The sequence below is a fragment of the Kitasatospora sp. NPDC002551 genome (genome assembly GCF_040296005.1).
Lineage (GTDB): Bacteria > Actinomycetota > Actinomycetes > Streptomycetales > Streptomycetaceae > Kitasatospora.
In genome coordinates, this window is sequence record NZ_JBEOWI010000003.1 from 251739 (window position 1) to 275299 (window position 23561).

Annotated in this window: 22 protein-coding genes; 10 read left to right on the top strand and 12 right to left on the bottom strand. The window is 74.6% G+C overall.

Going from position 1 to position 23561, the window contains the following annotated elements; genetic code table 11:
- Positions 1-21: 21 nt before the first annotated feature.
- Positions 22-693 (bottom strand): thiaminase II, encoded by a 672-nt coding sequence (tenA, locus tag ABT093_RS05085; protein WP_350560495.1) that lies wholly within the window; start codon positions 691-693, stop codon positions 22-24.
- Between the two features lie 56 nt (positions 694-749).
- A complete protein-coding gene (locus ABT093_RS05090; protein ID WP_350560496.1) occupies positions 750-1067 on the bottom strand; it encodes a cupin domain-containing protein in 318 nt (105 codons plus the stop codon).
- Positions 1068-1168: 101 nt separating this feature from the next.
- Here ABT093_RS05090 and ABT093_RS05095 point away from each other — a divergent pair, with 101 nt between their 5' ends.
- Positions 1169-1543, top strand: a complete 375-nt coding sequence (locus ABT093_RS05095; RefSeq protein WP_350560497.1) for a phage holin family protein — start codon at positions 1169-1171, stop codon at positions 1541-1543.
- Between the two features lie 96 nt (positions 1544-1639).
- On the opposite strand, the gene ABT093_RS05100 is transcribed toward ABT093_RS05095, so the two are convergent.
- Positions 1640-2065, bottom strand: coding sequence for an SsgA family sporulation/cell division regulator (locus tag ABT093_RS05100; protein ID WP_350560498.1), 426 nt, complete (start codon positions 2063-2065; stop codon positions 1640-1642).
- A 216-nt stretch (positions 2066-2281) separates the two neighbouring features.
- Positions 2282-3082, bottom strand: coding sequence for an IclR family transcriptional regulator (locus tag ABT093_RS05105; RefSeq protein ID WP_350560499.1), 801 nt, complete (start codon positions 3080-3082; stop codon positions 2282-2284).
- Between the two features lie 327 nt (positions 3083-3409).
- On the opposite strand from ABT093_RS05105, the gene ABT093_RS05110 reads away from it, so the two are divergent.
- Complete coding sequence (locus ABT093_RS05110) at positions 3410-3937, top strand: NUDIX domain-containing protein (RefSeq protein WP_350560501.1); 528 nt, start codon at positions 3410-3412, stop codon at positions 3935-3937.
- A gap of 36 nt (positions 3938-3973) precedes the next feature.
- Here ABT093_RS05110 and ABT093_RS05115 read toward each other — a convergent pair whose 3' ends face one another.
- The 4 genes from ABT093_RS05115 to pdhA all read right to left on the bottom strand — a co-directional run bounded on the left by ABT093_RS05115 (position 3974) and on the right by pdhA (position 9179).
- Positions 3974-5449: a globin domain-containing protein gene (locus ABT093_RS05115; RefSeq protein WP_350560503.1), complete on the bottom strand. Its 1476-nt coding sequence runs from the start codon at positions 5447-5449 to the stop codon at positions 3974-3976.
- 228 nt (positions 5450-5677) lie between these two features.
- Positions 5678-7015 (bottom strand): dihydrolipoamide acetyltransferase family protein, encoded by a 1338-nt coding sequence (locus ABT093_RS05120; RefSeq protein ID WP_350560620.1) that lies wholly within the window; start codon positions 7013-7015, stop codon positions 5678-5680.
- Between the two features lie 5 nt (positions 7016-7020).
- Positions 7021-8040 (bottom strand): alpha-ketoacid dehydrogenase subunit beta, encoded by a 1020-nt coding sequence (locus ABT093_RS05125; protein WP_350560505.1) that lies wholly within the window; start codon positions 8038-8040, stop codon positions 7021-7023.
- Positions 8040-9179, bottom strand: a complete 1140-nt coding sequence (gene pdhA, locus ABT093_RS05130) for a pyruvate dehydrogenase (acetyl-transferring) E1 component subunit alpha (protein WP_350560507.1) — start codon at positions 9177-9179, stop codon at positions 8040-8042. Before pdhA ends, ABT093_RS05125 begins: the two co-directional genes overlap by 1 nt.
- Positions 9180-9343: 164 nt before the next feature.
- Here pdhA and ABT093_RS05135 point away from each other — a divergent pair, with 164 nt between their 5' ends.
- On the top strand, positions 9344-9790 hold the full coding sequence (locus ABT093_RS05135) for an Lrp/AsnC family transcriptional regulator (protein ID WP_078879731.1): 447 nt from the start codon (positions 9344-9346) through the stop codon (positions 9788-9790).
- On the opposite strand, the gene ABT093_RS05140 is transcribed toward ABT093_RS05135, so the two are convergent.
- Positions 9787-10377 (bottom strand): TetR/AcrR family transcriptional regulator, encoded by a 591-nt coding sequence (locus tag ABT093_RS05140; protein ID WP_350560510.1) that lies wholly within the window; start codon positions 10375-10377, stop codon positions 9787-9789. The two genes, ABT093_RS05135 and ABT093_RS05140, sit on opposite strands and share 4 nt — an antisense overlap.
- A gap of 125 nt (positions 10378-10502) precedes the next feature.
- Between ABT093_RS05140 and ABT093_RS05145 the strand changes: the two genes are divergently transcribed.
- The 3 genes from ABT093_RS05145 (at position 10503) to ABT093_RS05155 (ending at position 15360) form a co-directional block, all read left to right on the top strand.
- Positions 10503-11771, top strand: coding sequence for a putative hexosyltransferase (locus tag ABT093_RS05145; RefSeq protein ID WP_350560512.1), 1269 nt, complete (start codon positions 10503-10505; stop codon positions 11769-11771).
- Between the two features lie 153 nt (positions 11772-11924).
- Positions 11925-13625, top strand: a complete 1701-nt coding sequence (gene paaN, locus ABT093_RS05150) for a phenylacetic acid degradation protein PaaN (RefSeq protein ID WP_350560514.1) — start codon at positions 11925-11927, stop codon at positions 13623-13625.
- Between the two features lie 241 nt (positions 13626-13866).
- Positions 13867-15360, top strand: a complete 1494-nt coding sequence (locus tag ABT093_RS05155) for an FAD-dependent monooxygenase (RefSeq protein ID WP_350560516.1) — start codon at positions 13867-13869, stop codon at positions 15358-15360.
- A 40-nt stretch (positions 15361-15400) separates the two neighbouring features.
- On the opposite strand, the gene ABT093_RS05160 is transcribed toward ABT093_RS05155, so the two are convergent.
- A complete protein-coding gene (locus tag ABT093_RS05160) occupies positions 15401-15967 on the bottom strand; it encodes a CGNR zinc finger domain-containing protein (RefSeq protein ID WP_350560518.1) in 567 nt (188 codons plus the stop codon).
- Positions 15968-16274: 307 nt separating this feature from the next.
- Here ABT093_RS05160 and ABT093_RS05165 point away from each other — a divergent pair, with 307 nt between their 5' ends.
- The 4 genes from ABT093_RS05165 (at position 16275) to ABT093_RS05180 (ending at position 20549) form a co-directional block, all read left to right on the top strand.
- A complete protein-coding gene (locus ABT093_RS05165; protein ID WP_350560520.1) occupies positions 16275-17297 on the top strand; it encodes a hypothetical protein in 1023 nt (340 codons plus the stop codon).
- Between the two features lie 199 nt (positions 17298-17496).
- Positions 17497-17964 carry a VOC family protein gene (locus ABT093_RS05170; RefSeq protein WP_350560522.1) on the top strand — a complete coding sequence of 156 codons (468 nt, stop codon included), beginning with the start codon at positions 17497-17499 and terminating at the stop codon, positions 17962-17964.
- A gap of 58 nt (positions 17965-18022) precedes the next feature.
- On the top strand, positions 18023-18952 hold the full coding sequence (locus tag ABT093_RS05175) for a pyridoxamine 5'-phosphate oxidase family protein (RefSeq protein ID WP_350560524.1): 930 nt from the start codon (positions 18023-18025) through the stop codon (positions 18950-18952).
- 235 nt (positions 18953-19187) lie between these two features.
- A complete protein-coding gene (locus tag ABT093_RS05180; RefSeq protein WP_350560526.1) occupies positions 19188-20549 on the top strand; it encodes a peptidoglycan-binding protein in 1362 nt (453 codons plus the stop codon).
- A 34-nt stretch (positions 20550-20583) separates the two neighbouring features.
- Here the strand turns inward: ABT093_RS05180 and ABT093_RS05185 are convergent, their stop codons facing one another.
- Both ABT093_RS05185 and ABT093_RS05190 read right to left on the bottom strand, forming a co-directional pair.
- Complete coding sequence (locus tag ABT093_RS05185; protein WP_350560528.1) at positions 20584-21348, bottom strand: TrmH family RNA methyltransferase; 765 nt, start codon at positions 21346-21348, stop codon at positions 20584-20586.
- A gap of 59 nt (positions 21349-21407) precedes the next feature.
- The gene (locus tag ABT093_RS05190; protein ID WP_350560530.1) at positions 21408-23555 is read right to left on the bottom strand and encodes an FUSC family protein; all 2148 of its coding nucleotides are present in this window, start codon (positions 23553-23555) and stop codon (positions 21408-21410) included.
- Between the last annotated feature and the right edge of the window lie 6 nt (positions 23556-23561).

Consider the following 23561-nt stretch of genomic DNA (forward strand, 5'->3'; position numbering starts at 1 on the left):
GGACAGGGCCCCGCGACGGGCTCAGACCGGCCAGGCCTCCCCGCGCCAGGCGGCGTCCCAGAACATCCACTCGTAGCGCGAGGTGGTGACGAAGTGCTCGGTGACCCGGCGCCGTTCGGCCGGGGAGATCTCCTCCCCGAGCCGGTCGGTCAGCGCCAGCACCCGCCGCACCACCGACTGGAAGGCCTCGTCGCCGTAGGTGGAGATCCACTTCGCGTACAGCGGGTCGGGCGAGCCCTCGGCGAGCAGACGCTCGCCGACCCGGGCGTAGATCCAGTAGCAGGGCAGCACCGCGCCGAGGGCCTCCGCGAAGGAGCCGCCGTAGACGGTGGCCAGCAGGTAGCTGGTGTACGCGCGGGTGGTCGGCAGCACCGGCTCGGCGGCGGCGCCCTCGGCGGTGTCACCGAAGGCGTCCAGGAACTCGGCGTGCATCCCCTGCTCGGCGGCCAGCGCGCCGATCGCGTCGTCGGCGAAGGCCCGCACCTCCTCCTCGCCGGGCGCCTTGGCCGCGCAGACGGCCAGCGCCCGGGCGTAGTCCCGCAGGTAGTGCGAGTCCTGGACGACGAAGTGGCGGAACGCCTCCCGCGGCAGGGTGCCGTCGGTCAGGCCGGCGATGAAGGGGTGGGCGAGGATCTCGGCGTAGACCGGCTCGATCGCCGCCCAGAGTTCTTCGGTCAGGCTCAGGCTGCTCATGCCCCGACCCTAACCGGCCGCCCTCGGCGGCCCGGCGGGCCCGTCCCGGCCCCGGCTCAGTCCTCCGGCGGCGAGAAGACCACCAGCACCCGCAGTTCCTCGGTGACGTGGTGGAAGCGGTGCGGCGTCCCGGCCGGGACGTAGACGACGGTGCCCCGGCCGACCGTGGCGGTCTCGTCCCCGACGGTCAGCTCGGCCCGGCCGCTGATCACCTGGTAGATCTCGTCCTGGGCGTGCGCGGTCTGGGTGTCGGTGTCGCCGGGGGCGAGCGCGTACAGGCCGGCGGACATCCGCGGCTCGCGCAGGAAGCGCAGGTACGCGCCGTCGTTGGCGGCCCGTTCGGCGTCCAGGTGGTCCAGGCGGAACAGCTTCATCGGGGGCACCCCTCCTCGTGCGGCCTCGGCCCACCGGCATTCAACACCACCACACCGGCCGGGACACCCGTTCCCCTTGACCGACCTGGGACGCTGGCCTCATGAAGGGTTTCCTCATCAAGACACTGGTCAACGCGGCGGCCATCTGGGTCGCCGCCTGGATCGTCTCCGGGATCACGCTCACCGGCGACGACTGGCAGCACAAGACGCTCACGGTGGTCGCCGTGGCGCTGGTGTTCGGCGTGGTCAACTGGCTGATCAAGCCGGTGGTGCAGCTGTTGTCGCTCCCCCTGGTCTTCCTCACCCTCGGCCTGTTCACCTTCGTGGTGAACGCGCTGATGCTCTGGCTGACCTCCTGGGCCTCGGACAAGCTCGACCTGGACTTCCACGTCGACGGCTTCTGGTCGGCGCTGTTCGGCGCGCTGATCGTCAGCCTGGTGTCCTGGGGCCTGAGCCTCGCCCTCGACGAGGACTGAGCGCGTCCCGTGCAGGCCCGTGCGGAAGGGGCCCGTACCCGGTGAACCACCCGGGTACGGGCCCCTTTCGGTGCGCCTCCTGCGTCCGCCGGCGGCTCACCCGGCGTTCTCGTGGCCGTGCAGGATGAGCGCGAGCTGGGCGTCCAGGTCGCCGGCGGCCGCCTCCTCGCCGATCGGCACCAGCCGGTCGGTGCGCGCCAGGAAGGCGATCAGCGGCGGGGCGCAGCCGAGCAGCACGGCGTCGCCCTCGGGGGAGCGCAGCACCAGGCAGACCTCGCCCAGCTCCCCGCCGACCGGGTGGATGTGCACGTCGCCCTCACCGGACGGCCGGGCCAGCCCGTCGAGCAGCAGCTCGCGGGCGAAGACCCAGGTGACCGGCTCGTCGCCGGGCAGGTGGAAGGTGAAGCGGACCGCGTAGGGATCGGCGGGGTCGTAGTCGAGGTCGACGACGATGCGGAAGGTGAGCTCGGACGAGACCACCAGGTTCATGGTCAGGTGGCCCTGGACTGTGCTGTGCTGCATGGCGCCGACACCTCTCGTTCTGCCCGGCCGCGCGTGGGTGAGGGTTCGCGGGTGCTCCGGACAAGGCAGTGGGCTGACAGGGGAGGGAGTTGCGTGTGGTGCGTCCATCCTCATCGTCCCTGTTTGAGGACGTAGTGGACAAGATGTGCTTTTTCAAATGGTGAAAGAGCGGGACCGACCGGTCCGGGTGCGGACCGGCCGGGTGCTGCGGGACCGTCAGAACACGAACGACGGAGTCATCGCGCCGACGCTGCGCCGCAGTTGGCCCGCGACCGAGGCGAGCCGGTCGACCTGCTCGACCGGCAGCGAGAGGGCCATGGTGGCGACCGTCGAGCCGACGGTGATCGGCACGGCCGCGCAGACGGTGCCGAGCGCGTACTCCTGGCGCTCGACCACCGGCATGGTGGGCCGCATCCCGGCGATCCGGCGCAGGACGGCCGACTCCTCGACCAGGGTGGACGGGGTGAGGCCCACCGGAGGATGGCGCGCGAGGTGGTCGCGCCGGGCCTCCTCGGGAAGCTGGCTCAGCAGGCACTGGCCGATCGCGTGGGCGTGGGCGGTGGCCCGGAAGTCGGCCCACGGCTCGACGGCCGGCTGGTGGCTGCCGTCGACGGTGTCCACCACGGTGACCTCGCCGTCCTCGTAGAGGGCGAAGTAGACGGCCGCGCCGAGTTCGTCGCTCAACCGTTCCATCCGCGCCCGCAGGCCGTCCCGTTCGGCCTGCCGGCCGTCGGCCCGGCCGATGCCCTCGACCGACTCCCCGTAGAAGAAGTACCCGTCCGTCCGCCGCAGGTAGCCCTCGTGGGTCAGGGTGCGCAGCAGGTGGTACGCGGTGCCGAGCGGGAGGCCGGCCGCGCGGGCGAGCTGTTTCGCGGTGGCCCCGTGCGGGAAGGCTCCGACGGCCTCCAGCAGGCGCAGCGCCCGCTGGACGGAGGCGATCAGAGTGGGCTGCCGCTCCTTGCGCGGGGTGCGCGCCGATCGCGTCGGCGGCGCGGTGCGCTCTGCGATCCGATCCATGGCCACAGCCACCCCCCAGCCCGAGGCATCACACGGAAGGGCATGCGGAGTGAATCACTCCGATTTGCCCGATAGTCGCCCATTGCAGCACAGGCGCGGCAAGGCTGCAATGACTCTCACACGGTTCACTCGGCAAAATCCTTTGAATCAAATGCGAAGTTGATCATCTGCCTGGCATTTAAAGACCTGTTCAACGTTCATCTTCGCTATCCAAGACCTATCCCCGATGTGAACCTGCCACGGACGGACGCACCCGGGGTGGGCCGCGTTTCGGGCGCGCCGGGCCGCGGGAGACTCCCGCACAACGCTCCAGCCCCGGAGGTCGCCATGCGCACCCCGCCCCGCCCCGTCGTCAAACGCACCGCCCGGGCGATCCTGCTGGACGTCGACCCGAACGACCCGTACGGACCGGCCTCGCTCGTGCTGATCAAGCGCACCCGGCCCGGCTCCCCGCACCCGTACTGGATCACCCCCGGCGGCGGCGTCGAGCGCGGCGACCGCACCGTGGTGGAAGCCCTGCACCGCGAGGTGGACGAGGAGCTCGGCGGCAAGGTGGTCGACGTGGTCCCCGCCTTCGTGGACACCATCAGCCACACCCACCACCCCGACGGCACCCTGCTCCACCCGCACGGGGTCAAGGTCCAGCACTTCTTCGTCTGCCGGCTCGCCTCGATGGACCTCGACCGCCGGCACGGCCCCGAGGTCGACGAGCCCAACGGCGGCTACGAGGTGGTCCGGGTGCCATTCACCCGCGAGGGCGTCACCTCGGTCAACGTGGTGCCGCCGAGTCTGCGGGCGTACCTGGCCGCCAACATCGAGGGCATCCGCGCGCTGCTCGCACCCGACCTCGGCTGACGCCGCCCGCGGGCCCGCGCACGGAACGGGCTCCGCTCACCGCGCGGCCAGGTCGTGCCGGATCCGCGCCTGCGGCACCCCGGACCGCAGCAGCACCCCGCTGGTGCGCCGGACCATCGCGGGCGGCCCGGCGAGGTAGGCCGTCCGTCCGGCCCACGGACCGAACCGGGCCACCGCCTCCGGGAGTTGGCCCGGCCGCAGGCCGGCCGCGGCCGCCTCCGCCGTCCCGGACCCGGGACCGGAGAGCACCGGGCAGACCGACAGCCCGGCGTGCCGGCGCGCCAACTCCCGCAGCCCGTCCAGCGCGTAGAGCTCCTCGGCGCGCCGGGCCCCGTAGAACACCTGCACCGAGCGGTCCGCCGCGCCGTGCTCCACCGCCTCCTCGACCAGCGCCCGCAGCGGCGCGATGCCGGTGCCGCCGCCCACCAGCAGCAGGTCCGCGCCGTCGGCGGGGTCCAGGGTCATCCCGCCGGCCGCCGGGCCGAGCCGCAGCACGTCCCCCGGCGCGGCCCGGTGCACCAGCGCGTTGCTCACCCAGCCCGCCTGCACCGCCTTGACGTGGAAGGTCAGCAGACCGTCCGGCCGGGGCGCGGAGGCGAACGAGAAGTGCCGCCAGACCCGCGGCCACCAGGGCGTCTCCAGGCTGGTGTACTGCCCGGCCCGGTACGGGTACGCCTGGTCGGGGCGGACGGTGAGCACCGCGACGTCCGGGGTGCGGCGCTCGTGCGCGACCACCTCGCCCTGCCACCAGGGCGGCGAGGTGCGGGCGTCCCGCTCGGCGGCCTCGGCCATGATCGAGGAGACCAGCCGGTAGACCCGGCGCCAGGCCAGCTCGGTCTCGGCGGTCCACCGGCTGCCCGCGTACCGGGCCAGCGCGGCCACCAGGCACTCGCCGACCGGGCCGTAGTGGCCGGTCAGCGTGCCGTACCGGCGGTGGGCGCAGCCGAGCGCGTCCAGGTACGCCCGCAGGGCCTGCGGGTCGCCGGCGCCGCGGGCGGCCGCCAGCAGGGCACGGAAGAGGCGGTCGCGCTGGACGTCCATGGCGGCCGGGAAGAGGGCCCGGACCTCGGGGTGCCCGAGGAAGAGCAGCGCGTAGAAGTGCGCGGTGGCCCGGTCGGCGACCGGCTCGACCACCGCCAGGCTGGTCCGGATCAGCTCCAGGTCCCGGGCGGTGGGCGGCAGTTCGTCCACCGCCCGGTGCTCCGGGGCGGGCGGCGGCGCGGCGGTCACCGGGGCGGGAGCCGCGGAGCCCTCCGGGACCGCCCAGTTGAGACCGGGGGCGCTGGTGAACAGCGGTTCGATCACGGGGGCCGGCGCGGCGGCGTCCGGCCGGCTCGGCGCGGGGACCGCCGGCGGATCGACCGGCATCGGAGGGACCACCGGCGGCCCGGCCGGCGCGGCGGCCGGCGGCAGGTCCGGCGGGTCCGACGGCGCCGGCGGCAGACCGGGGACGGCCGAGGCCGCCGCCGAGCCGTGCCCGGTACGGACCAGGAGTGTTCTGCGGGACTTCACCGCAACGTTTCGAGTACCCAAGAGAATCGTTTCGCCTCCGGCCGGCCTTCGCCACCACCTGGCTTGTCTCGGTTGACGCCCAGGAAGCGTGACACGACCGGAGTGCTCATCCGACGAATCGCGCGAAGCCCGGACACCCGCCCCCGGGACGCGCTACTCTCACCCGATCCGCGTCGCCCTGGGTGGCGATCCCGCCACCCAGGGCGATCCCGTGCCCGGCGCGGCCGGTCAGAGCTGCCGCAGCAGCAGGCCCGGCTGCTCGACGCAGTCCGCCACGAACCGCAGGAACCCGCCCGCGGTACCGCCGTCGCAGACCCGGTGGTCGAAGGTGAACGACAGCTGGGTGACCTCGCGCACCGCCAACTCCCCCTGGTGGACCCAGGGTTTGGCGACGATCCGGCCGACCCCGAGCATCGCCGCCTCGGGGTGGTTGAGGATCGGGGTGGAGCCGTCCACCCCGAACACCCCGTAGTTGTTCAGGGTGAACGTCCCGCCGGTCAGTTCGGCCGGGGCGATCGACCCGGTCCGCGCCGCCTCGGTCAACCGGCCGAGTTCGGCGCCGAGTTGCTCGGTGGTGAGCCGCTGGGCTTCCCGCACCACCGGGACGACCAGGCCGCGCTCACCCTGCGCCGCGAAGCCCAGGTGCACCGCCGGGTGCCGCAGGATGCCCGAACCGTCCTCGGTGACACTGGAGTTGAGAGCGGGGAAGCGCTCCAGCGCGACGGTGCAGATCCGCGCGAGCAGCGCCAGAACGCTCACCTTCGGGCCCGGGGCGGCGTTCAACTGCCGCCGCAGCGCCATCAGTTCGGTGGCGTCGGCATCCACCCAGCAGGTCGCCGCGGGGATCTCCCGGTGGCTGCGGCCGAGCTTCTCGGCCACCGCCTTGCGCAGCCCGCGCAGCGGCACGACCTCCCCCTCCGCGGCCCGCACCGGGGCCGGCGGCGCGGAGGACGGCCCGGAGACCTTCGCCGCGACCGCCCGTTCGACGTCCGCGCGCATGATCAGACCGTCCGGCCCGCTGCCGGTGACCGACGCCAGCTCGACACCCTGCTCCCGGGCCAGCCGCCGCACCAGCGGCGAGATCACCGCCGGCACGGCCGGCGCCTTCACGGGAGCCTGGACGGCCACCGGAGCCGCCGGAGCCACCGGGGCGACGGGAGCAACGGGAGCAGCGGAAGCCGCCCCGGCCCCGACCCGGCGCCGCCGCCCGCTGCGCCCGGGTTCGGCGACCCCGTACCCGACCAGCGGCCGCTCCACCTCCGCCGCCCGCTCCGCCGCCACCGTCACGACCGCCGCCGCGAGCGGCTTCTCGCCCTCGCCCGGCGACACCGCGACCGTCACCAGCGGCGCGCCGACCGCGACCTCCTGGCCCACCTCGCCGAACAGCGCGGTCACCACCCCGCCGTACGGGCAGGGCACCTCGACCACCGCCTTGGCGGTCTCCACCTCCACCACCGGCTGGTCGACCGCGATCACCTCGCCGACCTCCACCAGCCAGCGCACCACCTCCGCCTCGGTGAGTCCCTCACCGAGGTCGGGCAGGGTGAACTCGCGCACGACGGGCATCATCCTCAGTCCTCCCACTGGAGCCGGGCGACCGCGTCCAGGATCCGGTCCACCCCGGGCAGGTGGTGGTGCTCCAGCATCGGCGGCGGGTACGGGATGTCGAAGCCGGTGACCCGCAGCACGGGCGCGGCCAGGTGGTGGAAGCAGCGCTCGGTGACCCGGGCGGCGATCTCCGCGCCGGTGCCGCCGAAACCGCCGGCCTCGTGCACCACCACGGCCCGGCCCAGCGAACGCACCACCCGGCAGACCGTCTCGTCGTCGAACGGCACCAGGGTGCGCAGGTCCAGCACCGCGAGGTCCCAGCCCTCGGCCTTCGCCACCTCGGCCGCCTCCAGGCAGACCGGCAGCGAGGGGCCGTAGGTGATCAGCACCGCGGAGCTGCCGGTCCGCCGCAGCACGGCCCGACCGACCGGCTCGACCGGAGCGGCCGGGTCGAACTCCGCCTTGCCCCAGTACATCCGCTTGGGCTCCAGGAAGACCACCGGGTCGTCCGAGGCGATCGAGGCCCGCAGCAGCCCGTACGCGTCGGCCACCGTCGCGGGGGTGACCACGTGCAGCCCCGGGGTCGAGGCGTAGTACGCCTCGGAGGCGTCACTGTGGTGCTCGACGCCGCCGATGCCGCCGCCGTACGGGATCCGCACGGTGATCGGCAGCGGCAGCCGGCCGGCCGTGCGGTTGCGCATCTTGGCGACGTGCGAGAACAGCTGTTCCAGCGCCGGGTAGGCGAAGGCGTCGAACTGCATCTCCACCACCGGCCGCAGCCCGTACATGGCCATGCCGACGGCGGTGCCGAGGATGCCCGCCTCGGCCAGCGGGGTGTCCAGGCAGCGGTCCGGGCCGAACTCGGCGGTCAGGCCGTCGGTGATCCGGAAGACGCCGCCGAGCGCGCCGACGTCCTCGCCGAGCACGTGCACCGCCGGGTCCTCGCGCATGGCGTCGCGCAGCGCCGAGTTGAGCGCCTGCGCCATGCTCGCGGTGCGGACGCCGGCGGGGGAGGCGGCGGTGGGGGAAGCGGCCGTCGTCATCAGTGCTGCACCTCGGCCTCGGCGGCCAGCTCCTCGGCCAGCCGCGCCGCCTGCTCGCGCAGTTGCGGGGTCGGCTCGGCGTACACGTGGGCGAACAGGGACATCGGGTCGAGCTCCGGGTCGGCGTGGAACTCGGCGCGCATCCGGGCCGCGAGCGCCTCGGCCTCCTCGGCCGCCTCCCGCGCCAGCGCGTCGTCCAGCACCCCGAGCTCGCGCAGCGCGCGCTCCATCAGCAGGATCGGGTCGTGCTCGCGCCAGGCCGCCACCTCGGCCTCGGTCCGGTAGCGGGTGGCGTCGTCGGCGTTGGTGTGCGCCTCGGCCCGGTAGGTCAGCGCCTCGACCAGGGTCGGGCCGCCGCCGGTCCGGGCCCGCTCGACGGCCTCGGCCAGGACGCCGTGCACGGCGGGCGCGTCGTTGCCGTCCACCAGCCGGCCGGCCATCCCGTAGCCGACGGCCTTGTGGGCCAGCGTCGGGGCGGCGGACTGCGCGCTGAGCGGGACGGAGATGGCGTACCCGTTGTTCTGGACCAGGAAGACCACCGGGGCCCGCAGCACGGCGGCGAAGTTCAGCGCCTCGTGGAAGTCGCCCTCGCTGGTGCCGCCGTCGCCGAGCATCGCCAGCGCGACCACCGGGTCGCCGCCCAGCCGGGCGGCGTGCGCCAGCCCGACGGCGTGCGGGGCCTGGGTGGCCAGCGGGGTGCAGAGCGGGGCGGTCCGGCTGGCGCGCGGGTCGTAGCCGGTGTGGGCGTTGCCGCGCAGCAGGGTGAGCGCCTCCAGCGGGTCCACGCCGCGCGAGACCACGGCCAGGGTGTCCCGGTAGCTCGGGAACAGCCAGTCGCGCTCGCCGAGCACCAGCGCGGCGGCGACCTGGCAGGCCTCCTGCCCGGTCGAGGCCGGGTAGACGGCGAGCCGGCCCTGCTTGGTGAGGGTGGTGGCCTGCTGGTTGTACCGGCGGCCGACGACCAGGCGGCGGTACAGCTCGCGGAGCAGGGCGGGGTCGTACTTCTCCAGGGCGGGGGTACCGAGGACGCGGACCGGGGCGGGGTCCGGGAGCAGCGGGGCCGGGTCGGTGCGGGGGGCGGTGGCCCCGGGCAGCCAACCGGGCACCGCGGTGTGGTGTCTGTGGTCGAGAACGGTCATCTCGGGGCACCTCCAGGGGTGGCGGGGGCTCCCTACCGATTGTTCGGTCGTCTGTTCATCTTGACCAGAAGCGTGCGAAGGTGGTGGACAATCGGCCCGGGTGGCGGTCGACTGGTGGCAGTGCGTCCAATCCGTGGGGGTGGGGGGTCATGTCGGCTGAACAGATGTCCAGACTCGACCGGGTCGACCGGGCGATCCTGCGGCTGCTGCAGCAGGACGGTCGCGCCTCGATCCGCTCGGTGGCCGAGCGGGTGCACGTGTCCCGGGCGAACGCGTACGCCCGGATCTCCAGGATGGTCGAGGACGGCGTCATCCGCGGCTTCACCGCCCGGGTGGACCACGAACGGGCAGGTCAGGGCGCGTCCGCCTACATCACCCTGAAGATCGTGCAGAACTCCTGGCGCACCGTGCGCGAGCAGCTGCTGGCGCTGCCCGGGGTCGCGCACATCGCCCTGGTCGGCGGCGACTTCGACGTCCTGCTGCTGGTGCACACCGCCGACAACCACGCCCTGCGCGAGCTGGTGCTCAACCGCATCCAGTCCATCCCCCAGGTCCTGGGCACCCGCACCATGCTGGTCTTCGAGGAAACGGACCAGGTCCCCCCGGATTAGGCCCTGCGGGCCCGCAGCCCGTCGAAGGCCAGGTGGACCACCGCGTCCGCGACGCCGTCGGCGGCCTTGAGGCCCGGGCGGTACCACTCCACGATCGAGTTGATCATGCCGAAGAGCAGCCGGGTGGCCAGCCGCGGCTCGACGTCCGCCCGCAGCGCGCCGTCCGCCACCGCGGCCCGCAGCAGCTCGGCCACCTGGTGGTCGAACTCCCGCCGGCGCTCCAGCGCCCACTGCTCGGTGGCCGTGTTCCCGCGGACCCGCAGCAGCAGGGTGACGTAGGGCAGCTCCGCCAGCAGCACCTCGGCGGTCCTGCGCACGACGTGCTCCAGCCGCTCCACCGCCGTCCCGTCGACCGCGCCCGGCTCGGCCAGGATCGCGAACAGCCCGTCCAGCGCCCGCCCGACCGCGAGCCGGAGCAGTTCCTCCTTGCCGCGCACGTGGTGGTAGATCGACGACTTGGAGATCCCGGCCGCGCGCGACAGGTCCTCCATCGAGGTGCCGTCGTAGCCGCGCTCGTTGAAGACGTCGACGGTCACCGCGAGCAGGGACTCCACGGTGTAGGCGGTACGCGTGGTGTGATCGGCCATCCTCCGAGTATCCCCGCCCGCCCCGCTACGGCCGCGCCCGGGTGCCCTGGTCCACACCAAATCCCGGCGCCAGAGCCTAGACTCGGCGGACGATCCGTCCATGGCCGAGCAGGTGGGGAAGTCGCATGAGCGCAATACCGGCAGTCGAGTCCGATCTGCCCGAGCAGCGCAGGCGCGACTCGGCCGCCGAGGCCGCCGTGGACTGGCGCGCGCGCGCCCGTGAGCTGGTGCTGCGCTTCGGCCCGGCCGTGTGGTGCTACGCCGTGCTGAAGCTGGTCGGCTTCACCGTCTTCATGAAGCTGCTCTCCTTCTCCGGGGACTACCTCAAGAAGCACCCCCGGTTCGGCGGCGGCGCCAACCCCTGGGACGTGCTCGCCAGCTGGGACGGCTGGTGGTACCAGCAGGTCGCCCAGTTCGGCTACCACCCGGCCCTGGTGCCGGTCCCCGGGGGCACCCCCGGCTTCACCATCGAGCAGAACTCGGCCGCCTTCTTCCCGCTCTACCCGGGTCTGATGCGGCTGGTCTCGGAGATCAGCCCGTTCGGCCTGTACGGCGCCGGAATGCTGGTCTCGGTGATCGCCTCGCTGTTCGCCGCGGCCGGCATCTACGCCGTGGTGGACCGGATGGCCGGTCCGCGCGCCGGCGTGATCGCCGCCGGGCTCTGGGCGATCGCCCCCGGCTCGGGCGCCGAGTGGGCGCTCTACTCCGACTCGCTGTTCGTCGCGCTGGCCGCCTGGGCCTGCTACTGCGTGATGACCAAGCAGTGGGTGGCGGCCGGGGTGATCACCCTGGTGGCGGGCCTCAACCGGCCCACCTCGGCGGCGCTGATCGGCGCGGTCGGCCTGGCCGCGCTGGTGGAGCTCTACCGGCGGGAGAGCGGGGTGCTGCGCCCGCTGACCGCGATGCTGCTGGCCCCGCTCGGCCTGCTCGGCTACGTCGGCTGGGTGGGCCGGCGGATGGGCGACTGGGGCGGCTACTTCACGCTCCAGCGGGACGCCTGGCTGCACTACTTCGACTGGGGCCAGGGCACCTGGGCCGCGGTCCGCGCGGTGCTGCTGGGCCGCAACGACTACCCGTTCGCGTACCACACCGCGGACATGCTGGCGACGCTGCTGGTGCTCAGCCTGCCGGTGCTGATCATCCTGCTGATCCGGCTGCGGCCGCCGCTGGTGCTGACCGCCTACACGCTGGCGACCATCGTCTCGGTGCTCGGCAGCCTGGGCATCTTCGGCAACACCTCGCGCTACCTGCTGCCGGCCTTCCCGCTGCTGATCGCGCTCGCGGTGGCGCTGCGGAAGCTGAGCTGGCCGGTGCTGGCCGGCGTCCTCGGCACGGGCGCGGTCGCCTCCGGCTGGTACGGCGGGTACGTGATCTTCGAGCTGGGCATCCCGTAGACCCCCACCACGACCCGGCAGAGGGGCACGTCCGGAACCGGACGTGCCCCTCTGCCGCTCGCCCGCTCGCCGGATCCGTCCGCCCCCTTGAGCCGACCGATCGTTCGGTTACTCTGTGACGTGTCCCGTCCTCCCCTCTGAGGAGCGCACACCATGTCCGCAGCGGTCACCCACCCCCACGTCACCGAGCTCGTCGAGCGCCACCGGGCCACCCTGGAGGCCGCCGTCGACGCGGCCGCCAAGCGCGACTACTGGTCGCCCTACCCCGAGTTCCCCAAGGCCTACGGCGAGAGCGCCGCCGCGGACGGCAAGGCCGCCTTCGAGTCGCTGCTGAACCGGCCGTTCGAACTGCCCGGCCACCCCGCCGACGGCGACCTGGTCGGCGGCGAGGCCTCCCCGTACGGCCTGGAGCTGGGCGTCGGCTACCCGCACACCGGCCCGGACGCCCTGATCGCCGCGCTGACCGCCGCCCGCCCGGCCTGGGCCGCCGCCGGGCCGCTCGCCCGCGCCGCCGTCTGCCTGGAGATCCTGGGCCGGATCAACGCCCGCTCGCACGAGTTCGCCAACGCCGTCATGCACACCACCGGCCAGGCCTACGCGATGGCCTTCCAGGCCGGCGGCCCGCACGCCCAGGACCGCGGCCTGGAGGCCGTCGCCTACGCGTACGCCGAGCAGACCCGGCTGCCCGAGAGCGCCGGCTGGACCAAGCCCCAGGGCAAGCGCGACCCGCTGGTGATGACCAAGGAGTTCACCGTCGTCCCGCGCGGCCTGGCGCTGCTGATCGGCTGCAACACCTTCCCCACCTGGAACGGCTTCCCCGGCCTGTTCGCCTCGCTGGCCACCGGCAACCCGGTGCTGGTCAAGCCGCACCCGCGCGCCGTCCTCCCGCTGGCGCTCACCGTCCGGATCGCCCGCGAGGTGCTCGCCGGGGCCGGCTTCGACCCGAACCTGGTCTGCCTGGCCGCCGAGCACGAGGGCGGCACGGTGGCCGCCACCCTGGCCGTGCGCCCGGAGATCAGGCTGATCGACTACACCGGCTCCACCGCCTTCGGCGACTGGCTGGAGGAGCACGCCAAGCAGGCCGAGGTCTACACCGAGAAGGCCGGCGTCAACACCGTGGTCGTCGACTCCACCGGCGACTACAAGGGCATGCTGAACAACCTGGCCTTCTCGCTCTCGCTGTACAGCGGCCAGATGTGCACCACCCCGCAGAACCTGCTGATCCCGCGCGGCGGCATCGACACCGACCAGGGCGCCAAGTCCTACGACGAGGTGGTCCGCGACCTCGCGGCCGCCGTCGAGGGCCTGCTCTCCGACGACGCCCGCGCCACCGCCGTCCTCGGCGCCGTGGTCAACCCGGGCGTGCTGCAGCGCTCGGCCGCCGCGGCCGGCGGCGAGTACGGCGAACTCGCCCTCGCCCCGCGGGCGGTGGAGCACCCGGAGTTCCCCGGCGCGACCGTCCGCACCCCCGCGCTGGTCAAGCTGGACGCCGACAAGCCGGACGACCGCGCGGTCTACCGCAGCGAGTGCTTCGGCCCGGTCTCCTTCGCCGTCGCGGTCGAGAACACCGCCGCCGCCGTGGAGTTGCTGCGCGACACCGTCCGCACCCGGGGCGCGATGACCGCCTCCGGCTACACCACCTCGCCCGAGGTCGAGGCCGCCCTGGTCGAGGCCGCGCTGGACGCCGGCGTCTCGCTCTCGCTCAACCTCACCGGCGGGGTGTACGCCAACCAGACCGCCGCCTTCTCCGACCTGCACGGCACCGGTGCCAACCCGGCCGCCAACTCGGCGTACTGCGACGGCGCCTTCGTCGCCAACCGGTTCCGCACCGTGGAGATCCGCCGCCACGGTTAGTCGCCCGCTCGCCTCCGGGCCCTCCCGACCCGCTGCCGACGGTCGTCGCTCCGTCGCTCCTCCTTTCGACGGCGGCGGGCCCTTCGGCTCGGGGCGGGCGCCCCGTCACCCGGTCGCCTCCGGTCCCCGGCCACTCGCCGGGGACCGGAGATTCACAAGGTCACTCCCGGGCAGCGATGATGGGGGCGGGGAAACGCCACACCCGGCGTCCAGCCGCTGTTCGAGCACCGGGAGCTGACACATGAGCGAGAAGCAGACCGTCACCGACGTCATCGTGGTCGGCGCCGGACCGACCGGCCTGCTGCTGGCCGGCGACCTCGCCGCCGCCGGACTGGACGTCACCGTGCTGGAGAAGCGCGCCGCCGAGTCCGACCTCACCCGGGCCTTCGCCGTGCACGCCCGCAGCCTGGAGCTCCTGGACGCCCGCGGCCTCGCCGACGAGCTCATCGCCACCGGCCGCCCGCTCGGCTCGCTGAAGCTCTTCAACAAGCTCCGGGTCGACCTCACCGAACTCCCCAGCCGCTTCCCCTTCGTACTGATCACCCCGCAGTACCGCACCGAGCGGCTGCTCCTCGACCGGGCGGTGAAGGCCGGCGCGACGATCCTGCGCGGCGCCGAGGTCACCGGCCTGCGCCAGGACGCCGACGGCGTCACCGTCGAGACCGTCCAGGACGGCGCCGCCACCACCCACCGGGCCCGCTACGCGGTCGGTGCCGACGGCGTCCACTCCACCGTCCGCGACCTGCTCGGCCTGCCCTTCCCGGGCGAGTCGGTGGTCGACTCGGTGGTGCTGGCGGACGTCCGGCTGGAGCGCGAGCCGGACGAGGCGGTCACCGTCGGCGCCAACGAGCACGGCTTCTCCTTCCTGGTGCCGTTCGGCGACGGCTGGTACCGGATCATCGCCTGGGACCGCGCCGAGCGGTTCGCCGACGGCACCCCGCCCCCGCCCGACCTGCTCGCCGGCATCGCCCGCGAGACCCTCGGCGAGGACTACGGCCTGCACGACGTCCGCTGGAGCTCCACCTTCCACAGCGACGAGCGGCAGGTCCCCGACTACCGCTCCGGACGGGTCTTCCTGGCCGGCGACGCGGCCCACTGCCACTCCCCGGCCGGCGGCCTGGGCATGAACACCGGCCTCCAGGACGCCGCCAACCTCTCCTGGAAGCTCGCCGCCGCCGTCCGCGGCCGGGCCACCGACGCGCTGCTCGACACCTACCAGACCGAGCGGCACCCGGTCGGCCGGGCGGTGCTGCGCACCTCCGGCGCGCTGATCCGGCTCGCCCTCGCCCAGTCGGCGGCCACCCGGGCGCTGCGCGGCGCGCTCGCCTCCATCGCCGAGCACGTCGACCTGGTCGTGGAGCGCGGCGCCCGCACCATCTCCGGCATCGGCATCGCCTACCCGGCGGCCAAGGACGCCCACCCGCTGGTCGGCAAGCGTGTCCCGGACCTGCGGCTGACCGGTCTGGAGCCGCCCCGCGAGGGCGGTCCGGCCGCGCCGCAGCGGCTCTACGAGGCGCTGCGGGCCGGGAAGTTCGTGCTGGTCAGCAATGACGAGGTGACGGCCGCCGACCCGTGGGCGGAGCGGCTGGTCACCGCGGCCCCGGCCGACCCGCACGGCAAGCTGCGCGACACCGTGCTGCTGATCCGCCCGGACGGCTACGCCGCCTGGGCCGCCGTCGACCCGGGCGCCGGCGAGCTGCGCGCCGCGCTCACCGAGTGGCTCGGCGAGGCCTGACCCACCGGGCCGGCTCCGGGGCGGACGAACCGTCCCGGGGTCAGCCCTTCACCTTCTCGTAGTGCCGGGCCGCCTTCGCCCGGTTGCCGCAGACCGCCATCCGGCACCAGCGGCGGCGGCCGTTCTGCGAGGTGTCGAAGAAGTGCAGGATGCACGCCTCGTGCGCGCACTTCTTGATCCGCTGCGGCCCCTGGGCCAGCAGCCCCAGGAAGTCGTCCACCGCCAGCCAGGCGGCCAGCCGGTGCGGCTCGTCCATCTCGACCCGGTCCACCGGCCCGGCCGCCGAGGCCTCCCGCCGGACCCGCCCGTGCCGCAGCACCGCGTCCAGCCCGGCCAGCTCACCGGCCTCCGGCAGCCGGCCCGCGTCCAGCGCGCGGACCGCCGCCGCCAGTGCCTCCCGCGCCTCCAGGAGGGCGGCCGCGGTGGCCGCGTCCGCCGGGCACCGGTCGGCCAGTCCGGCCGAGGAGAGCCAGATCTCGCAGCCGTCCGGCGCGGCGAACAGGTCGTTGACCGGCACACCGGCCCACCGGGTGTTCAGCAGGTCCAGCGCGAGGGGCTCACCGAGCAGCGGGCGCGGGTCCCGCGGGTCTGCCGTCCGCTCCGTCATCGCCACTCCCTCGCTCTCGAACGGTCCCCGAGTCTACGTCCGCCGCCGCCCGGACGGTTCCTGGCCGGAACAGGACAGCGGACCGGCCGGATCCCGCCGCCCGCCCCGGAGGCGGACGGTGTGTTTCCGTACTGTTTCAAGATCGTTGACTTGGCGGCCCACTCCCCGTGACCACTGTCATACGCACGACTGATGACGTAGCCTCTCGACCGTGCATAGGGTTCCCCACAGCTCGGCGAGGCCATTGACGGCGCGTTCCGGCGCCGCACCGGGTCTGCCGAACCCGCTCGGTGGGGAAGGTAACCACATGGCCTCACAGCACCCCCAGGACGCACGACTCAGACTGGTCGGGCCGCGCCAGGACACACCCGCGCCCACCCCCCGGCCGCCCGCGCCGCCGCTGTCGCCCGCCCCGACGCCCGGACGTCCGAGCCCCACCGGCGGCTTCGCCGACACCCTGCACGTGGCGATCGAGGCCAGCGGCCTCAGCCTGGACCGGATCCGCGCGGCGCTCGCCCAACGGGGCGTCAGGGTCAGCGTCACGACGCTGAGTTACTGGCGGCGCGGACGCAGCCAGCCCGAGCGGGCCAGCTCGCTGCGCGCCGTGCACCTGCTCGAGGAACTGCTCGGCCTGCCGCACTCCACGCTGTCCGCGCTGCTCGGCCCGCCCCGTCCACGCGGGCGCTGGGCGGCCAACGCCAGCGCCAGCCACCTGCGGCTGGAGGACGTCTGGCCGGGCGAGCGGGACATCTCCGACGTCTTCGCCGAGCTGGACGCGCCGCCGGCCGGCGAGCTGGAGCGGCTCTCGGTCCACGACTCGTACTACGTGGACGCCGACCGGCGCGGCAACCTGCTGCGGATGCGCCAGGTGGTCCGCGCCACGGTGGCCGGGGTGACCCGCTGCCTGGTCGTGCACAAGGCCGACGAGGAGGCGACCGGCTGCCCGGAGATCACCGGCGTGCGGCACGGCCGGCTGGGCCGGGTGCGCCGCCGCCCGGAGGCCGGGCTGATCGTCGGTGAGGTGATGCTGGACCGCCCGCTGGGCCTCGGCGACAGCACCGTCTTCGAGTACGAGGTGGAGATCCCGTCCGGCGGCGCCGAGACGGCCGAGTACAGCCGCCGCTTCGCCACGCCGGTGCGCGAGTACGTGCTCCAGGTCCACTTCGACCCGGCGACCGTGCCGGTGCACTGCGAGCGGTACGACCGCGACCCGGGGGCGGACGTCGACCGCCGCCGCGAGCAGCTCTGGATCGGCGCCTCGGCCAGCGCCCACGTCCTCGCCCCCGACCAGCAGCCGGGCCACATCGGCGTCCGCTGGGAGTGGGAGTAGCCGCACCGCGGCCCGGCGCCCGCGCGCCCGCTCCTCCGCACGTCCCGTCCGCATCCTTGTCATGGCACAGCCATACCCGAAAAATCTAACCATTGAATCCAAGAGTACCGGTTGACGCCCTCTTGATCTAACCACTACTGTCATCCATAACGGTTAAGCACGGCGCCCCGAGGCGCCCTGACCACGGGAGTGATCAGGCATGTCCGGCACCATCAGCAGCACCCTGCAGACCGGCCACGTGGGACTGAACGTCACCGACCTGGACCGCTCGACCGCGTTCTACCGGCGTGTCCTCGGCCTGGACCCGGTCAAGGAGGGCACCGACCCGGAGCGCCGCTTCGCCTTCCTCGGCCGCGACGGCCGCCTGGTGCTGACCCTCTGGCAGCAGAGCGAGGGCACCTTCCCCACCGCCGCACCCGGCCTGCACCACCTCTCCTTCCAGGTCGACTCGCTCGACGAGGTCCGCGCCGCCGAGGCGGTGCTGCGCGAGCTGGGCGCCTCCTTCGCCTACGACGGCGTCGTCCCGCACGGCGAGGGCGCCGCCTCCGGCGGGATCTTCTTCACCGACCCGGACGGCGTCCGGCTGGAGATCTACACCCCCGCGGGCGTCGACGGGACCGGCGCCGAGGCCCCCACCGCCGACGCCCCGACCTGCGGCTTCTTCTAGACCCAACGGCCCCGGCAGGACGCACCGGACCCGGCAGACCCCGAGGGAGGCACCCGCGATGACCGCCACCACGCCCTACCACCCCGGCGAACGGGCCGTACAGCGGCGGGCCGGCCGCACGGAGCGCGCCGACCACTCCGGCCGTGCCATCGGCAGCACCGTCCCGGCCGTCGCCGCCCGCTTCCTCACCGAGCGGCGGGTGCTGGTGGTCGGCGCGGCCGACGCCGACGGCCGGCTCTGGGCCACCCAGCTCAGCGGCCCGGCCGGCTTCCTGCGGGCCGCCGACGAACGCACCGTCACGGTGGCCGCCCGCCCGGCCGGGGACGACCCGCTGGCGACCGCCCTGGCCGGCCCCGCCGAGGTGGGCACCATCGCCCTGGACCCGGCCGGCCGGCGCCGGATGCGGGTCAACGGCCGCTCCGTACCGGACGGCCGGGGCGGCCTGGTGATCGGCGCCGACCAGGTCTACGCCAACTGCCCGAAGTACATCCAGCGCCGCCACCCGGTGGACCGCCCGGGGGCCGGCTCCCCGCGCCGGGTGGCGGCCGGCTCCGCCCTGACCACCGCGCAGCAACTGCTGGTGGCCACCGCCGACACCTTCTTCGTCGCCACCACCGGGCCGGACGGCCGGATGGACGCCTCCCACCGCGGCGGCAACCCGGGCTTCCTGCGGGTGCTCGCGCCGGACCGGCTGCGCTGGCCCGACTACGCGGGCAACAGCATGTTCATGACCCTCGGCAACCTGGAGCTCGACCCCCGGGCCGGCCTGCTCGTCCCGGACTGGGAGACCGGCGGCGCCCTGCTGGTCACCGGCGAGGCCCGCACCGACTGGGCCGATCCGGCCGCCGCCGGCCTGCCGGGCGCCGAACGGGTGGTCGACCTCACCGTCACCGGCGTCGTCGAACTGGCCGATGCCACCCCGCTGACCTGGACCGGGCCCGAGTACTCGCCGGCCAACCCGCCGGCCGTCCGACGCTCCGTCGCCTGACCCGCCGCCAATCGCACCGCGAAGAAACGCTGCTACCTCCTCCCGCCGCCTCCCGCCACGCCCGGGCGCTGAACGGCCGTCACCCGTTCGGCTTAATCCACCTGGCCGAACAGGCGTCCGCTTTGGGACTTTGGTCCCGATAACACGCGGTGTGCCCCTGGGAAGGACCGTGCTGTCACGCCGTCGGCGGCACGATCCGGCAGCGGCCCCCATCAGGAGAAACAAGAGGCGGAGCATGACCCGAACCGACCAGCTGGCCCCCCTGTTGGAGTTCGACGAGGTCGAACCCGAGGACGACTGCATATGCGGGGGCTGCTGCGCCCGCCGCCGGGCCCGGCTGCACGCCGCACCGGTGCACGAGGGCGGGCACGCGGCAGCCCGCAGCGTCCGCCGCCGGGCCGCCGTGCTGATGGCCGCCGTCGGCACCGCCCTCGGCGGTGGCGCGGCCGGCGCGGCCACCGCCGTCGCGGCTCCCGCTCCGACCCCGGGCGGCTCCAGCAGCCCCAGCGCCGGGACCCCGCAGGGCGAGGTCAGCGGCCTCTACGGCGAATCCCCCTCCGCCCGCTCGTTCGCCGCCCCGCGCGCCGCGGCGGCCCCGGTCACCCGGGCCCAGATCATCGAGCGGGCCCAGCGCTGGGTCGACCAGAAGGTCCCGTACAGCATGAGCCGCTACTGGTCGGACGGCTACCGCCAGGACTGCTCCGGCTTCGTCTCGATGGCCTGGGGGCTGGGCAGCAGTCAGACCACCTGGACCCTGCCGAGCTTCGCCGACCGGATCGGCAAGGCCGAGCTGCAGCCCGGCGACATCCTGGTCTACAACAACCCGGCCAGCCCGCAGTCCGGCTCGCACGTGACGATCTTCGGCGGCTGGACGGACTCCTCCCGCACCCGCTACGTGGCCTACGAGCAGACCTCGCCGAGCACCCTCAAGCGCTCCACCCCGTACGCGTACTGGAACAACTCGGCCTCCTACGTCCCGTACCGCTACAAGGGCCTGTCCACCGGCGGCAACGGCAGCGGCGGCACCGCGTCGACGTCCTTCCCGGGCGCCGACAGGTTCGGCCCGGGCGCCAACAACGCGTACGTCACCCAGCTCGGGCAGCTGCTGGTGCAGCGCGGCGGCGGCCGGTTCTACGGCGAGGGCCCCGGCCCGCGCTGGAGCGAGGCGGACCGGCGGGCCACCGAGGCCTTCCAGCTCGCCCAGGGCTGGCGCGGCAGCGAGGCGGACGGCATCCCGGGCAAGGCCACCTGGGACTACCTGGTCAACGGCAAGGGCCGCAACATCGACGGCGGCGCCCCGTTGCCGCCCCCGCCGGTGAACCCGCCGGTCACCCCTCCGGTGACCCCCGGCACGGGTGCACAGGCCTTCCCGGGCGCCGACAGGTTCGGCCCGGGCGCCAACAACGACTGGGTGCGCCTGCTCGGCGAGCAACTGGTCCGCAAGGGCTACGGCCGCTTCTACACCCAGGGCCCGGGCCCGCGCTGGACGGAGGCCGACCGGCGCAACGTGCAGGCCTTCCAGGAGGCCCAGGGCTGGCGCGGCGCCGAGGCGGACGGCTACCCCGGCCCGGACACCTGGAAGCGGCTGTTCTCCTGACGGACCGCCACCCGGTCCCGCCCCGGCCGCCGGTTCACGCCGGCGCGCCGGGCGGGCGTCCGGACATCCAGTGGAACAGCCCCATCGCCACGCTGGTCGCCAGGTTGAAGCTGGAGACCCCGGGCCGCATCGGCACCGCGACCAGCTCGTCGGCCCGCGCCCTCAGCTCCGGCGTCACCCCGTGCCGCTCGGTGCCGAAGGCGAGCACGGCGTCGTCCGGGAAGGCCGTCGCCCGGATGTCCGCGCCCTCCGGGTCCAGCACGTAGAGCGGGCCGGCCGGCAGCTCCGGCAAGGTCAGCCGCTCGACCGCGGTGGCGAAGTGCAGGCCCGCGCTGCCGCGGAGCACCGCCGGGTGCCAGGGGTCCAGCTCGCCGGTGGTGACCACGCCCGCCGCGCCGAAGCCGGCCGCGAGCCGGATCACCGCGCCGACGTTGCCCAGGTTGCGCGGGTTCTCCAGCAGCACGACGGGGGCCGGCCGGGGCCGGACCGCCAGCGCGGCGCGGTTGGCGGCGGCGGTGGGGCGCACCGCCAGCGCGATCACCCCGGTCGGGTGCAGCCGGGGCGCCAGCGTGCGCAGCGCGGCCCCGGGCAGTTCGGCGGCCAGCGCGTCCAGCGCGGGGGCGACGTCCGGGGCGAGTTCGGCGGCGAGCGCCAGCAGCGCCGCCCGGTCGGCGGTCAGCACCTGCCGGACGGCGCCGCCGAAGCGCAGCGCGTGCTTCAGCGGGTGGAACCCGTCCAGCAGGACCGTCCCCGGCTCCTCGGCACCGGCCCGCCAGGCCCGCAGCAGTTCCTCGTTCATCCCGCTCACTCTGCCATCCCGGCGCGCTCCGGCCCGCCGCCGGGTTCCCGGGCGCCCGGCTACCGCCCCGTGGGCTCCGGCTCGCGCCGGTCGGCGGCGGCCGCCGTACCACCGCCGCGCAGCGCCCGTTCGAGGTCCTTCAGCGCCTGGAGCAGCAGTCGGGTGCCCGAGCGCACGACCTCCCCGTGCACCCCGGCCGGCCACTCGGCGAGCTGGCGCTCCAGCCGCTCCTGCGCCTCCCGGACGGGCCCGAACTCCACCGGCTGCCCGGTCAGCAGCGCCGCCGCGGCCAGCGCGGTGGCCAGCCGCAGCTCCTCGGCGAACTCGGCCGCCCCCGGCACCGGCTCGGCGTCCGCGCCGGGCAGGTGGGCCTCCAGCAGGACGGCCACCCGCCCGAGGTGGCCGACCGCCGCGCGTGCCCGGTCCAGCTGGCGCCGGCTCACCCCGGGCAGCCCGGAGGCGTGCCGGCCGGGCTCGGCGTCGGCCCGCTGCATCGCCTGGAGCAGCTCCGAGCGCGCCTCCCGGGAGTCCAGCAGCGCCGAGCGGACCTCCCGTCCGCGCGGCGCGGCGGGCCGCCCGTAGACGGCGACCACCTCGGCCGCGTACCGCCCGGCGGCGGCCAGCCACTCGGCCAGCCGCTCGCCGAGCCGGGCGGTCTGCCAGGTGGGGAAGAGGGCGTAGACGAGCAGCGCGACCGAACCGCCGAGCAGCGTGAGCCCGACCCGCTCCACCGCTGTGACCAGCGGGTTCCCCTCCTGGAGCCCGAGCAGGAAGACCACGTAGGAGGAGATGCAGGCGGTGATCACCGCGTAGCCGGTGCGGAAGGTCATGTAGACGCCGGCGATCGAGACCACCGCGAGCGCGGCCAGCACCCACTCGCCGGGCCGGGCCAGCTGCACCACCAGGGTGGAGACGGCCACCCCGACGACCGTGCCGGCCAGCCGGGCCACGCCCCGGCTGTAGGTCTGCGCGAAGTCCGGCCGCATCACCATGGCGGCGGTCATCGGCGCCCAGTAGCCGTGGTGGAAGCCGGCCAGCCGGGCCAGCAGATAGGCGGCGGTGACCACCCCGGACAGCCGCACGGCGTGCTGGAACACCGCCGAGTGCGGCTGGAGCTGACGCCGCACCGCCCGCAGGGCGGTCGGCAGCATCCGGACCAGCGGCGGCTTGCGCAGCGTGCCGCCGGGCTGGACGACGGGCGTGTCGATGGTGTCCTCGGAGCCCCGGTCCAGCGTGTCGGAGGCCTTGCGGAGCAGCCCGGCCAGCCGGCGGGCGGCCCGCCGGGCGGCGCCGCGCAGCTCCGGGCCCTCGGTCCGGGCGACCAGGGTGAGCGCGGGCGCGGAGCGCGGCAGCTGGAGCGGGGCCCCGGTGCGGATCGCCCGGGCCAGCGCGTCCATCGCCTCGGCGGAGGCGGCCAGCACCTCCCGGGCCCGGTCGCGCTCCGGGCCCTCCTCGGGAGCGCCGACCTTGGGGTCGGCGATCGCCGCCAGGGTGGGCCGGATCCGCTCGGCGAGGCCCCGCAGGCCGCGCAGTTCGGGCGGCCTGCGCCGGTCCTGCCAGGGCGTCAGCGCGGCGGCGTGCCGGGCCTCCATGAACGGCGCCGGGTCCACGTGCGCCGTCGGGTCCTGGCGCAGCCGGCGCGCGTAGTCGGCGAGTTCGGCGTAGGTGTCGGCGAGCGCCTCGCGCTGGGCGGTCCAACTGCCGATCGGCCAGACGGTGATGACCACCGCCTGGACGACGCCGCCGAGCGCGCAGACCAGCCCGTGGCCGAGCGCGGTGAGCGGGCTGACCGGCAGCTGGACGACGATCAGCATCACCGACAGGGTGTTGGCGGCGACCCCTCCGGCGGTCGGGCCGATCGCCCAGGCGAGGCCGGCGCCGAAGGCCCAGACCGCCAGCAGCACCGGGAACAGCCCGGTCACCCCGGCCGCCAGGTAGCCGAGGAAGGTGCTGACGCCGAGTCCGATCCCGGCGGCGACGGCGAGCGTGGCGCGCGGCCGGAAGCTGCGCTGGAAGGTCGCCGTCCCCGCGATGAACGCGCCCATCGCCGCCGAGGTGGCGAGCCGGGCGTCCCAGATCGCGAGGGTCGGGAAGAGCACCAGGGCGACGGCGACCGCGCCGCGCACCGCCCGCTTGGGATCGGTGAGCGCCCGGTCGATGGTCAGTCCGGTCCGCGCGGTGTCTCGAAGTGCGGCGAACCAGGACATACCGGT